The following is a 12,958-nucleotide window of genomic DNA, read 5'->3' as shown; positions in this document are numbered from 1 at the left end:
CTGCTGGCAATAATGCTGCAGCTTGAAAGACGACGGGTATAAGTACCCTACATATTTCGGAGAGTGTCTATGGCTGTGTCGAATAGAAATACTATCGGCAAGTTCGGGTTGCTGGCAATGACGTTCGCGGCAGTGTTCAGCTTCAATAACGTAATTAATAATAATATCCAGCTTGGTATTGCGTCGGCACCGGTATTCTTGGTGGCGACCATCATCTATTTTATTCCGTTTTGTTTGATCATTGCGGAGTTCGTTTCTCTGAATAAAAACTCTGAAGCTGGCGTGTATGCGTGGGTAAAAAGCGCCCTGGGCGGGCGTTGGGCGTTTATGACGGCCTATACCTATTGGTTTGTGAATCTGTTTTTCTTTACCGCGTTGCTGCCGAGGGTAATCGCTTATGCGTCTTACGCGTTCCTCGGCTATGACTATGTCTTTACGCCATTAACGACCTCGATCATCAGTATCTTCCTGTTTGCATTCTCGACCTATATCTCTAACAGCGGTGCCAAACTGTTAGGGCCGATGACGTCTGTGACATCTTCGTTGATGCTGTTGCTGACATTCTCCTACATCATCCTGGCCGGGGCGGCCGTGGTCGGCGGTATCGAGCCGGCGAACCCCATCACGGTTGAAGCCATTACACCAAACTTTAACTGGGCCTTCCTGGGGATTACCGCATGGATTTTCCAGGCGGCGGGTGGGGCAGAGTCCGTTGCGGTGTATGTGAATGACGTGAAGGGCGGCAGCCGCTCCTTTGTGAAAGTGATCATCATTTCCGGGCTGGTTATCGGCGTGCTGTATTCCGTATCATCCTTACTACTTAACGTGTTTGTAAGCCGTGCAGACTTGCACTTTACTGGCGGCACGGTGCAAGTATTTGAAGGGTTGTCGGCGCACTTTGGTCTGCCAGTCGTGCTGATGAACCGCTTTGTTGGCCTGGTTTCCTTTACCGCTATGTTCGGTTCATTGCTGATGTGGACCGCTGCGCCGGTGAAAATCTTCTTTACCGAGATCCCTAAAGGTATCTTCGGTGAGAAAACTATTCGGCTGAATAAGCATGGCGTCCCGACTCGCGCAGCTTGGTTGCAATTCTTTATCGTGATCCCGTTGATGCTGATCCCGACGCTGGGTTCTGACAGCGTGCAGGAATTAATGAATACGTTGATAAATATGACAGCTGCCGCATCGATGTTGCCGCCGCTGTTCATTATGTTGGCTTACCTGAACCTGCGCTTAAAGTACGACCGTGTGCAGCGTGACTTCAAAATGGGGTCACGATTGCAGGGGATTGCGATTGTCAGCACGCTGATCGTTATTTTTGCTGTGGGTTTTGTCGCCTCAACATTCCCTACCGGCGCCAGCATCATGACCATTGTGTTTTATAACGTGGGTGGGCTGGTGATATTCCTCGGTTACGCCTGGTGGAAATATAACCGCTATGCGAAGAGTCTGAGTGCTCAAGCTCGCTATGATGAGGATACGCCGTTAGCGAAGATTGCGCTTGAGTCGCAGGACGGTAAAAAGAACCTCAGTGGGGATCTGGGTTGCAGTACCTTGTCATTGTGATTATCCATGCCCTTCGGCGTTTGCTGAGGGGCAGTAAATAACGACTGAGATTTTAGGCTGCTGTTCTGGTTTCCGTACAAATGTGAAAGCCATCTCTTTTCTGCGGGATGGCTTTTGTTCATGCTGCACCACAAACCGACAAAACTCTTCCAACCAAACAAATGTTAGGTTTAAAAGCTCAAAGAGCTATCCATTTGTTTTTCTAAGATTATTATAAGAATAAAATGCTGTGTTATGGCCAGTGTTTATTTTCGGCTGTTTTTAATCACTGAAACCGCATTTATAATTTGATGTTTATCACAAAATTACTGCTGAAACACTATTCATGCGCCTTACGATCGCCTTCCCAAATCCTCGCTAAAGATATCAATCTCACTTTACTGATTTTCATGGTCGTTATAAAACAAACTCATGTTTAAAAACAAACAAGTGTCCAATATGACCAGCAGAGAAAAACAGATATTGCATCTTCTGAGACGTGATCCTTTGATCCCACAGCAGGAAATTGCCGATGTTTTAGGTATTAGCCGCTCTGGTGTTGCCGGGCACATTATGAATTTAATGAATAAAGGATATATAAAAGGTAAGGGTTATATCTTGTCGGAGCACAGTTATGTGGTGACCGTCGGTTCGACAAATATGGACGTCTGTGGCTATTCCTCATCTAAATTAGTTTATGAAGATTCTAATCCAGGGAAAATAAAATGTACGCCCGGCGGTGTGGGCAGAAATATTGCGCAGAATGTCGCGTTGTTAGGTCAAGAATGCCACCTTATTTCCGTTGTCGGTGACGATTTCTATGGCGAAACCTTATTTGAACAGGCAAAACTGGCGGGTGTACATGTTGACGGCTTCCACAAGTTGCACGGTGAAAATACGTCCACCTATGTCTCTTTGCTCGATAACCGTGGCGAAATGCTGGTAGCCATTAATGACATGCGGATCCTCGAAAAACTCACGCCGGCATTATTAGCCACCTCTAAAGATCTGATCCAGCATGCGGGTGTGTTAGTGGTTGATTGCAATCTTACGGAGGACGCACTGGCTTGGTTATTCGGTCATTCCGGCAGCGTACCGGTATTCGTTGACACCGTGTCGGCATTTAAAGCGCCCAAAATCCGCCGTTGGCTCTCGCATATTCATACGCTCAAACCTAACCGCCTCGAAGCCGAGATGCTCAGCGGCATGGCTATTCACGGTCCTCAGGATGCACCGCCAGTGGCCCAATGGTTCCATCAACAAGGGGTGCAGCGACTGGCACTCAGCATGGGACCCGCTGGCGTTTATTACAGCGAAATTGATGGGCAAAACGGCTGGTCGCAGCCATTGGCCGTCAACATCGTCAATGTGACCGGTGCCGGGGACGCCATGATGGCGGGGCTGGCCCACTGCTGGCTGGAAGATATGACGCTGGCAGACAGTATTCGTTTTGCACAGGGCTGCTCGGCATTAACACTTTCTTGCGAATTCACCAATAACCCTAATCTGTCGAATGGCAGCGTTCAAAAACTGTTGGAGCTACAATCATGAAAAACACCCTTATTTCCCATGACTATCTGGATATTTCACCGGAGGTTGCCGAGGCTTTGGCCCATAAGCGCCCGGTTGTGGCTCTGGAGTCGACCATCATTTCTCACGGTATGCCGTACCCGCAAAACGCGCAGACTGCTCTGGAAGTTGAACAAAAGATCCGTGATAACGGCGCGGTGCCTGCCACTATTGCCATTATCAATGGCCGCATGAAAGCGGGGTTAACCCGAGAGGAGATCGAACTGTTGGGCAAAGAAGGCCATAAGGTGGCGAAAGTGAGCCGTCGTGATCTGCCTTTTATCGTGGCTGCCGGTAAACACGGTGCGACCACGGTGGCCTCCACCATGATTATCGCTGAGATGGCAGGTATCCACGTTTTTGCTACCGGTGGTATTGGCGGGGTGCATCGTGGTGCAGAACATACCTTTGATATCTCAGCGGATCTTCAGGAGTTGGCACGAACCAACGTTGCGGTGATCTGCGCTGGCGCTAAGTCCATTTTAGATTTAGGACTGACGACCGAATACCTTGAAACGCATGGTGTACCGCTGATTGGTTACCAGACATCAACGTTGCCGGCGTTCTTTTGTCGCACCAGTCCTTTCAGCGTGAGTATTCAGTTGGATGCTCCGGCGGAGATTGCCCGGGCTATGGCAACCAAGTGGCAGACGGGCCTGGAGGGGGGCATGGTGATTGCCAACCCGATCCCAGCGCAGTATGCGGTGCCGGAAGATAAAATTAATGCCGCCATTGAGCGGGCCGTGCGTGAATCGGTTGAACAGGGCGTTCAGGGTAAGGACAGCACACCATTTTTACTGGCTCGGGTAGCGGAATTGACCGGTGGTGACAGCCTGACCGCCAATATCCAACTGGTGTTCAACAACGCCAAATTGGCAGCGCAGATCGCTTGCTGTTATCAGGAAGAAGCTGCCTAAAACGACGCGTTACTCCTTAAGTTTTACCCTATAAACAATATTAAATAAAAACGCCTGCCTGAAAGGTGGAGGGGAGTGCTTTTTCATTTTTCACCTTTCAGGTAGGTAAATTTACATACCCACAGGATTTTACGCCACGGCTTGAAATATGACGGGTATAAAGGGATGGATTTATGGACTTATTACGCAGCCTTTTAGGTATCTGTATTCTTCTCCTTATTGCTTTTGTTTTTTCCAACAACCGAAAAAGAATCAGTCTGAGAACCGTAGGCAGTGCATTAATCCTGCAAGTGTTACTCGGTGCGATAATGTTATACATCCCCGCCGGTAAGTGGGTGATTAATGCGATTGCCGGTGGGGTCAATAAAGTTATCTCGTACAGCGATGCGGGCAGCGCATTTATTTTTGGCGGCTTGGTTGGGCCGAAAATGAATGTCTTGTTTGATGGCGCCGGTTTTGTTTTTGCTTTCCATGTTCTACCAGCAATTATTTTTATTACTGCGCTGATCGCTATTCTTTATTACCTGGGTGTGATGGGGTGGGTGATTAACCTGCTGGGTTATGTTTTCCAGAAGATGCTACGGATTAGCAAAGTTGAAGCTTTTGCCGCGGTGACCACCATCTTTTTGGGGCAAAATGAGCTGCCCGCAGTACTAAAGCCTTTTATTAACAAGATGAGCCGCAATGAGCTGTTTACCGTGATTTGCAGTGGAATGGCGTCGATCGCCGGATCGATGTTGGTGGGTTACGCTGGCCTGGGCGTACCGATTGAATATTTACTGGCGGCCTCATTGATGGCGATCCCCGGTGGGATTTTGTTCGCGCGGATGCTGAGCCCGGCAACCGAAGTGTCGCAGGTCGAGTTCAGCCAGATGTCATTTAGTGAGAAACGTCCGGCAAGTATTATTGAAGCTGCCGCGAGCGGGGCAATGCTCGGGCTAAAAATTGCGGTGGGTGTTGCCACCGTGGTGATGGCGTTCGTTGCGTTAATTGCGCTGATTAATGGTCTGATCGGCGGTGTGGGGGATTTGCTGGGATGGGAACACATGAGCCTGGAAAGGCTGTTCGGTTATCTGTTCTCGCCGTTGGCTTACATCATGGGGGTTAACTGGGACAGCGCAGGATTGGTTGGCGGTCTGATTGGGCAGAAGCTGGCGATCAATGAATTCGTCGCTTACGTAAATTTTTCAACCTACCTTAAAGACACGGTTGCAGTGCTGGATCCCAAGACTATCGCTGTGATTTCCTTCGCGCTGTGCGGCTTTGCCAATTTTGGTTCGATCGCCGTGGTGGTTGGGGCATTCAGCGCGGTGGCGCCAGAACGAGCTTCGGATATTGCTAGCCTGGGCCTGCGCGCTTTATTGGCGGCGACGTTATCAAACCTGATGAGTGCCACTATCGCCGGGTTGTTTATCGGTCTTGGCGCCTTGACCGTGCCGTTATGAGTCCTCTCAGACTGGGGTTCTGCCTTGCGTTGAGCACCGGGGTGCTATCCGGCTGTTGGGCTTGGCTGGCGGAGACGCTGCAGTTGGCAAGCTGGATCGGCTTTTTGGGTTGCACGACCTATTTTGCCATTCCGCATAAAGGGCTGGGCGGATTGCTGCGTGGGATGGCGGCCAATATCAGCGGCGCATTATGGGCGGCCGGTGCCATTTTGTTAGCGGCACCGGCTGGCAGCATGTTGGGCGGCATTCTGACCGGTTTGATTTCATTTGCCATGTGTGTGCAAGCCCGCTTGCCGCTGTTGGGTTTTATCCCCGGCAGTTTTATGGGGGCCTGTGCAATGTTTGGTTCTTCCGACAATGGGGTGGCGGTGGTTGAGGCCTTGATCCTGGGAGGCATAATGGGCTTTTTGATGCAGACCAGTGGCCAGTGGCTGGCGACCAGTCAGTATCTTGCTTTGAAGCGTCAGTGATTATCTGCCCCTATAAACTTGCACGTTAGATAAGTGAGTACTAATGTGTAGTAATGAATGAAAATGACATCTTTAAGGCGCTGGCGGATCCAACCCGCCGTTCCATATTCGAAAAACTGGCTGCGGGCAGCATGAATGCCAGTGCCTTGCGCGAAGGTATGGTCATCAGCCAATCTGCGATGTCGCAGCACTTGGCGGTGCTGCGACAGGCTGGTTTGGTGGGGGAGGTGCGACAGGGGCGTTTCGTCAATTATCAGGTGGATCCACAGGGCCTGGCACTGATAGCCCAGTGGCTGGATAAATACCGTGCCTTCTGGCCAGCCCGCATCGAAAAGCTAAATATTTTGCTTAAGGATATGGATCAATGAATCCGACTGATACCAAGCTGCAGCCATTGGTGCTGGAATATCAACTCGATGCACCGGCAGAGAAAGTCTGGCGGGCTATTGGCATCCCTGCATTGCGCGAACAATGGTTACCAAGTGCGGTGCTGGCCGATGCTGTGCCTGTCGTGGTGAAGCTGGGCACAGAAATCAGTTACCGGATGCGTGATGACCAGGCACCGTTCTTCGAAAGCACCGTGACCCTACAAATACTTCCCACCGCTGGTGGTGGCAGTCTGTTACGCGTTATTCACCGGTTGGACGACGCCCGGCTAACGGCGGCGAACGATAGTGGGCGGCACCTGATGCGCGCCGCCTGACGCTCAACTCATCATTCCAATCTGAAAACAGGAGTTCACCTATGCGTGAATCGATGCTGCTCGTCCCTATGGTGATCGAACAGACCAGTCAAGGAGAACGCTCCTTCGATATTTATTCGCGGTTGTTGCGTGACCGTATTGTTTTCCTGAACGGCGAGGTTAACGATCAGGTGGCCGAAATGCTCTGCGCCCAGTTGCTGTTTCTGGAAGCCGAAAACCCGGAGAAGCCGATTCACCTTTACATCAATTCGCCTGGTGGGGTGATCACCAGCGGCTTTGCCATCTATGACACCATGAATTACATCAATGCGCCGGTACATACCCTGTGTATGGGCACCGCACGTTCGATGGGGTCCTTCCTGCTGATGGCCGGGGAGGCTGGGCATCGCATGGCGCTGCCCAATGCCAGCCTGCATGTGCATCAGCCGTTGGGTGGTTTCCAGGGGCAAGCGTCGGATATCCTCATTCATGCTGAAGAGATGAAACGCACCAAGCATACCGTGATCCGCCTGTACGCCGAACATTGCGGCCGCAGCTACGAAGAGGTCGAGCGTGCACTTGATCGCGACCGCTTCATGAGTGCCGATGAAGCGGCAGAGTGGGGGCTGGTGGATAAGGTGTTACGGGCGCGATGACAAGCTGGCCAGCAGACGATCAAGGGCCTGCAGATACTGTTCTTGCAGACTCTGCGCCTGTAGGGAGTCTCCCCGCACCGCGACAAGGGCCAAACCACTGCCATGGGCATGATCAATCAAAATATCGCGCCACTGTAGAGGCTCTGTCGTCATTTCAGCCAGCAAGGCCGTAAGGCGATCGGTAATCTGACGGGTGACCCCGGCAAAGGCCTCTGGCGTGGCAAAGATTGCCAGCGTGAGTTGGGGATGGTAGCCAACTGCGCGGTGATAGCGAGTGAGCAATGTTCGAATTTCTGTCCGTGGATCATCCGATTCGCTCAAACCCTCCAGGGCTTCGGCATAAACGCGATCGGACAAAGCTCGCAGCAGCCCGGCCAGATCACCAATATGGTGATACAGGCTCATCGGCGTGACGCCCAGCCGAGTGGCGAGGGCACGCATCGTCAACCCTTGTCCGCTACTTTCATCCAGCAGGCCAAGAGCGCAATCCAGAATATTCTCCCGTGTTACTCCTTTTCCGTTGGTCGGACGCCCGCGTGGACGGGTCATTGGGGCAATATCTGATAGTGGGATTGCACCAGGCCCGAAGGGAAGCTTCGGCTCGACAGTAATTTTAAATCAATGTCATGTTGCAGTGAGCCAAACAGAGGCCTGCCAGAACCAAGCAGTACGGGAACCTTGGTGATCATCATATCGCTAACCAGCCCCTCGCGCAGAAAGGACTGTATTAATTGCCCGCCATCAACATAGACGTGATGCACATTCTGCGTAGCCAACTGCTCAAGAGCATGCTTTGGCGTGAGGTTGGAAAACCGGACTTTTCCTTCCAATGCCAGAGGAACCGGTTCATTGGCCAGTTGTTTGGACAGTACGAGTACCGGGAGGTCATACGGCCAGCTATCGAAGGTGAGTACTTTTTCATACGTCCCTCTCCCCATCAGGATCATGTCTTTGTCAGCGATAAAGGCATTAAAGCCATGGTCTTCGGCAGATGTGTCGCGTTGCAATAACCAGTCGATGTCGCCATCCTGCCGCGCGATAAAACCATCCAGACTGGTGGCGATGAAAACGTGTGCAGTAACCATTGAATGCTCCATATTTATACGCTGTATATTATTGCGTTGACATGGCCCAAAATCAACAGCACCGCATAAAACAAAAAATCCACGCCGGGGCGTGGATTTTAGAGTCTGCTTCAGAAGACGAGGTTTAGACGTTAAACAAGAAGTTCATCACGTCGCCATCTTTAACGATGTAATCTTTACCTTCTGAACGCATCTTGCCGGCTTCTTTAGCACCTTGTTCACCTTTGTAGGTGATGAAGTCTTCAAACGCGATGGTTTGTGCGCGGATGAAGCCTTTCTCGAAGTCGGTGTGGATCTTACCGGCTGCCTGCGGTGCGGTAGCGCCAACAGGGATGGTCCAGGCGCGGACTTCTTTCACACCAGCGGTGAAGTAGGTTTGCAGGTTCAGCAGTTCATAACCAGCGCGGATAACACGGTTCAGACCCGGCTCTTCCAGGCCCAGTTCTGCCATGAATTCTGCACGGTCTTCGTCATCCAGCTCGGCGATATCTGATTCCACAGCAGCACACACGGCAACCACGACAGAACCTTCACCGGCGGCGATTTCACGCACTTTATCCAGGTATGGGTTGTTCTCGAAGCCATCTTCGTTGACGTTGGCGATATACATGGTTGGCTTGAGCGTCAGGAAGCTCAGGTAGCGGATTGCCGCTTTATCTTCTTCGGTCAGGTCCAGCGCACGCAGCATACCGGCGTTTTCCAGCTGTGGCAGGCATTTTTCCAGTGCGGCCAGTTCGGCTTTCGCGTCTTTGTCGCCGCCTTTAGCTTTTTTCTGCACACGGTGAATAGCACGTTCGCACGTGTCGAGATCCGACAGTGCCAGCTCGGTGTTGATGACGTCAATGTCGTCAGCCGGGTCAACTTTGTTGTTAACGTGAATGATGTTGTCATTTTCAAAGCAACGAACCACATGGCCGATCGCTTCTGTTTCGCGGATGTTGGTCAGGAATTGGTTGCCCAGGCCTTCACCTTTGGACGCGCCTTTAACCAGGCCAGCGATGTCAACGAATTCCATGGTGGTTGGCAGGATGCGCTGTGGCTTAACGATCTCGGCCAGTTGGTCCAGACGCGGATCGGGCATCGGTACCACACCGGTGTTAGGTTCAATGGTACAGAACGGGAAGTTGGCTGCTTCGATACCCGCTTTGGTCAACGCGTTGAACAGGGTGGATTTGCCTACGTTAGGCAGGCCGACGATACCGCATTTGAATCCCATGTTGTTATCACCTTAAATATCTTAACTATCAGCCGGTTAGGTTTAACCCACTGCATAAAGGACGAAATAATGGCGCCATTATACACGTAATGGCCGTTTTTCTCGATCTGGCTGTGTATCTAAGGGAAATGTGCTGGCGCAGCCGGTGAGTTATTGATGTTTGAACACGTCGAGCCGGTTTTTTCACCTGGAATCTGGCTGAACAGGGTGCTTGTCACCGGTTTTGTTGGCGGTACCAAGCTTGTTACGCATTGTTGATGGACCTTAATTTACATATATGGGGCTTGCAGAATGTGCTGTTTCCGGCGCATTGAACTATTACCGCGCGCTATTGTATTTATCTTTGGTTCGTTATTTTTAAATTTAATAATTCGACCAGTTGGTTAATAGAACCATTCATATATCATTTATAAAAATAGTTAAAACGTTGTTGTTATTCAATCAAGTAACGCACTGGTTTTTATTGATTATTTATTGTTGTCCGCGTTGTTATTTTGAGTTAGGGTTTTTAATTGTTCTTGATTGATTATTTATAGGTATTCACATAATGAATGGATTCTGTATTTTTATATTGCCACTGTTACTATTATTACTGTCATTCTTTTCTTTTTTTATTCACCGGAGGAATGTAAGGAGGCGAGCGCTATCACCGCGGTCCCGCTATTACATAACGAGAAGGACGCGGATGAAGAATTTGAGGGGATAAAATCCATGGGTTACTTCAACCTACAACGTTGATCCCTCCTGACATTATGAAACCCAGGCTGAAGGTAATCGCGCAGCTTGGGTCGAGAATTCAGTTGATCGTTTTCTGTCGGTACATGCAATTTAATCCACCGCAAAGCAGGAGATATCAGAGCCCATTTTTCTCGCGCTGACGGTGTGGTGGGGATAAATGCAGCAACCCAGCCGGTTTTTTATTGAGATTTGGATCACATTTACACATACTGACACTTCTGATTAACCTACAGGAAACGTGTCGGATGTACTTCTTGCCCAGTCCACCATGAGTTGCCCCCTCCTGAGGTTTGCCGCGCCATGCGGTTCTGCTTCCCGTGCTTCGGGAATGTGTTTTATTTGTCAGAAGTGATTATTCCATGTTTAACCTGAACAATTTCAGGCTGTCAGCCGTCAAGAACGAGATGCTGGCGGGCTTTGTAGTGGCAGTGTCAATGATCCCGGAAGCGGTCGGCTTTTCATTGGTCGCGGGACTTTCTCCCATCGTCGGATTGCACACCGCGTTTATTATCGGTCTGGTGACCGCACTGTTTGGTGGCAAGCCGGGCATGGTGTCGGGCGCGGCTGGTTCGATAGTGGTTGTATTGATGAGTCTGGCTGCACAACAGGGTATGGCATATGTGTTGTGGGCAACGATTTTCGCCGGGGTTATCCAAATTCTGATAGGGGTGTTCCGACTGGGTAAATTTATTCGCCTGGTGCCACTGCCTGCTATCCACGGTTTTGTGAATGGCTTGGCGATCGTCATTATGTTGGCACAATTGCATATGATTGCGGGGCAGGGGCTGCTGATGTACGGGCTGGTGGCCCTGGCGATCCTGGTGGTGGTGTTATTCCCGCGGTTAACGCGGGCTATCCCAGCGTCGTTAGCGGCGCTAATCGTGGTTTCGGCTCTGGCGATTGGGTTTAATCTGCATACTTTACGGGTTGGTGATCTGGCGGATATCTCCGGCGCGTTGCCACATTTCAGCCTGCCGATGGCACCTTTCAACCTGGAAATGCTGAAAGTAGTCTTGCCGTACGCTGTGGTTATCGCACTGGTGGGATTGATTGAGTCGCTGCTGACCATGACAGTGCTTGATGAAATGGGCGGTAAGAAGGGTAATGGCAACCGTGAGAGTATCGCCCAAGGTGCGGGTAATACCCTGTGCGGTTTGTTTGGCTGTTTTGCCGGCTGTGCGATGATTGGTCAGTCGATCATCAACTTCACCTCTGGCGGTCGTGGACGCATTTCTGGTGTCGTCGGTGCGGTACTGCTGATCCTTTTTGTCGTCAGTCTGTCTGGCTATATCGGCCTGCTGCCGGTCGCGGCACTGGCCGGAGTGATGCTGGTGGTGTGCTACAACACCTTTGAATGGAGTTCACTGCGTCGCTTACGCCGAATGCCGAAAGCGGATGCGTTAGTGATGCTATTGGTCACCTTGATTACTATCTTTACCGATCTGGCGATGGCGGTGATCAGTGGGGTAATTATCTCGGCGCTGGTGTTTGCCTGGCAGCAGGCGCGTATACGTGTGCGCCAACATCAGGTAGAAGGTGAGGTCGCCGTATATCAGTTGGACGGCCCACTGTTCTTTGGTTCCACCGCGGCCTTTGCCGACTTGTTCGATCCCAAAAATGATCCGCAAAATGTAGTACTGGATTTTGCCGGCACCCGGGTGATGGATTCCAGTGGGGTAGAAGCCATTGATAAGCTGACGGCACGTTATCTGGCTGCGGGAAAAACCATTCGGTTACGCCACTTGAGCAGTGACTGCGTGCGTTTGTTGAAACAAGCCGGCCCGTTTTGCAGTCATGAATTGGATGATCCGCAATATTATGTGGCGGAGGAGGGTTATCAAACCGACGACGAGAGTGTTGGTGAAGAAACCTTCAAATTGAGAACCTAACACAGTCAGCAGCGGGCGAAATGCCCGCTGCAATCACTTACTATCAGGCTTGTGCCTTGAAACTGTGCAGACGGCGAACGGTTTTCTCCAATCCGTCCGTCAGCAAGAGCTCTGTGCAACGCGCCGCTTCGTCGATTGCTTCATCAATCATTTTCTGCTCGCTGGCCGGTGGTTTGCCGAGTACGAAACCCACCACCTTGTTTTTATCACCCGGATGGCCAATACCGATACGCAGGCGATAGAAGTTCGGGTTATTACCAAACTTATTTTGAATATCTTTGAGCCCGTTGTGGCCGCCGTTGCCACCACCCAGTTTGATTTTTGCGACACCGGGAGGGATATCCAATTCATCATGGGCCACCAGGATTTCGTCCGGCTCAATGCGGTAGAAATTGGCCATGGCCAACACAGCTTTGCCACTGAGGTTCATAAAGGTGGTAGGCACCAGCAGGCGTACGTCATTGCCCGCCAGGTTCAGCCGGGCGGTGTAGCCGAAGAATTTGCTCTCTTCCTTCAACTGCTGGTTGTGGCGCTGGGCCAGTAAATCGACGTACCAGGCACCGGCATTGTGGCGCGTTTGGGCATATTCGGCGCCTGGATTCGCCAGGCCGACTATCAATTTAATACTGCTCACTGGGAAATTCGCTTTGATCGACATAGTGGAAAGGGCATTAGTCTACCTTTCCACGCACCGAATGACAAAATCCTGATGTACCTTCCGCACCGATGTGCCGTTATCGATAGAA

13 protein-coding genes are annotated in these 12,958 nt (G+C 51.0%); 9 read left to right on the top strand and 4 right to left on the bottom strand.

All coding sequences use genetic code 11. From position 1 onward, the window contains the following. Nucleotides 1–69 precede the first annotated feature (69 nt). The 8 genes from SGR01S_RS13015 (at nt 70) to SGR01S_RS12980 (ending at nt 7,284) form a co-directional block, all read left to right on the top strand. Nucleotides 70–1,566 carry an amino acid permease gene (locus tag SGR01S_RS13015; protein WP_061807639.1) on the top strand — a complete coding sequence of 499 codons (1,497 nt, stop codon included), beginning with the start codon at nt 70–72 and terminating at the stop codon, nt 1,564–1,566. A 438-nt stretch (nt 1,567–2,004) separates the two neighbouring features. Then, nucleotides 2,005–3,096 (top strand): PfkB family carbohydrate kinase, encoded by a 1,092-nt coding sequence (locus tag SGR01S_RS13010; protein ID WP_255212225.1) that lies wholly within the window; start codon nt 2,005–2,007, stop codon nt 3,094–3,096. Then, on the top strand, nt 3,093–4,031 hold the full coding sequence (locus SGR01S_RS13005; protein ID WP_037420408.1) for a pseudouridine-5'-phosphate glycosidase: 939 nt from the start codon (nt 3,093–3,095) through the stop codon (nt 4,029–4,031). The genes SGR01S_RS13010 and SGR01S_RS13005 overlap by 4 nt, the downstream gene beginning before the upstream one ends. A gap of 173 nt (nt 4,032–4,204) precedes the next feature. After that, complete coding sequence (locus SGR01S_RS13000) at nt 4,205–5,476, top strand: NupC/NupG family nucleoside CNT transporter (RefSeq protein WP_037420411.1); 1,272 nt, start codon at nt 4,205–4,207, stop codon at nt 5,474–5,476. Then, nucleotides 5,473–5,946 carry a DUF1097 domain-containing protein gene (locus SGR01S_RS12995; RefSeq protein WP_061807637.1) on the top strand — a complete coding sequence of 158 codons (474 nt, stop codon included), beginning with the start codon at nt 5,473–5,475 and terminating at the stop codon, nt 5,944–5,946. Before SGR01S_RS13000 ends, SGR01S_RS12995 begins: the two co-directional genes overlap by 4 nt. A 53-nt stretch (nt 5,947–5,999) precedes the next feature. Further along, complete coding sequence (locus SGR01S_RS12990) at nt 6,000–6,314, top strand: ArsR/SmtB family transcription factor (protein WP_037420417.1); 315 nt, start codon at nt 6,000–6,002, stop codon at nt 6,312–6,314. After that, the gene (locus SGR01S_RS12985; protein WP_061807636.1) at nt 6,311–6,649 is read left to right on the top strand and encodes an SRPBCC family protein; all 339 of its coding nucleotides are present in this window, start codon (nt 6,311–6,313) and stop codon (nt 6,647–6,649) included. The genes SGR01S_RS12990 and SGR01S_RS12985 overlap by 4 nt, the downstream gene beginning before the upstream one ends. Nucleotides 6,650–6,690: 41 nt before the next feature. After that, nucleotides 6,691–7,284 (top strand): ATP-dependent Clp protease proteolytic subunit, encoded by a 594-nt coding sequence (locus SGR01S_RS12980; RefSeq protein WP_037420423.1) that lies wholly within the window; start codon nt 6,691–6,693, stop codon nt 7,282–7,284. Here the strand turns inward: SGR01S_RS12980 and SGR01S_RS12975 are convergent. The 3 genes from SGR01S_RS12975 to ychF form a co-directional block, all read right to left on the bottom strand. Next, the gene (locus tag SGR01S_RS12975) at nt 7,270–7,833 is read right to left on the bottom strand and encodes a TetR/AcrR family transcriptional regulator (RefSeq protein ID WP_037420426.1); all 564 of its coding nucleotides are present in this window, start codon (nt 7,831–7,833) and stop codon (nt 7,270–7,272) included. The genes SGR01S_RS12980 and SGR01S_RS12975 overlap by 15 nt on opposite strands. Next, on the bottom strand, nt 7,830–8,369 hold the full coding sequence (locus SGR01S_RS12970; RefSeq protein ID WP_037420428.1) for a dihydrofolate reductase family protein: 540 nt from the start codon (nt 8,367–8,369) through the stop codon (nt 7,830–7,832). Before SGR01S_RS12970 ends, SGR01S_RS12975 begins: the two co-directional genes overlap by 4 nt. 124 nt (nt 8,370–8,493) lie before the next feature. Then, nucleotides 8,494–9,585, bottom strand: a complete 1,092-nt coding sequence (gene ychF / locus SGR01S_RS12965) for a redox-regulated ATPase YchF (RefSeq protein ID WP_037420446.1) — start codon at nt 9,583–9,585, stop codon at nt 8,494–8,496. Nucleotides 9,586–10,682: 1,097 nt separating this feature from the next. Between ychF and SGR01S_RS12960 the strand changes: the two genes are divergently transcribed. Next, complete coding sequence (locus tag SGR01S_RS12960) at nt 10,683–12,212, top strand: SulP family inorganic anion transporter (RefSeq protein ID WP_037420449.1); 1,530 nt, start codon at nt 10,683–10,685, stop codon at nt 12,210–12,212. A 43-nt stretch (nt 12,213–12,255) separates the two neighbouring features. Here the strand turns inward: SGR01S_RS12960 and pth are convergent, their stop codons facing one another. Further along, nucleotides 12,256–12,846 (bottom strand): aminoacyl-tRNA hydrolase, encoded by a 591-nt coding sequence (gene pth / locus SGR01S_RS12955; RefSeq protein ID WP_061807756.1) that lies wholly within the window; start codon nt 12,844–12,846, stop codon nt 12,256–12,258. Nucleotides 12,847–12,958: the final 112 nt, after the last annotated feature.

This window comes from Serratia grimesii NBRC 13537, from assembly GCF_001590905.1.
In the GTDB taxonomy this organism is placed as follows: domain Bacteria; phylum Pseudomonadota; class Gammaproteobacteria; order Enterobacterales; family Enterobacteriaceae; genus Serratia; species Serratia grimesii.
Note: the sequence above shows the minus strand (reverse complement) of the source record. Positions and strands in the feature narration are given on the sequence as shown.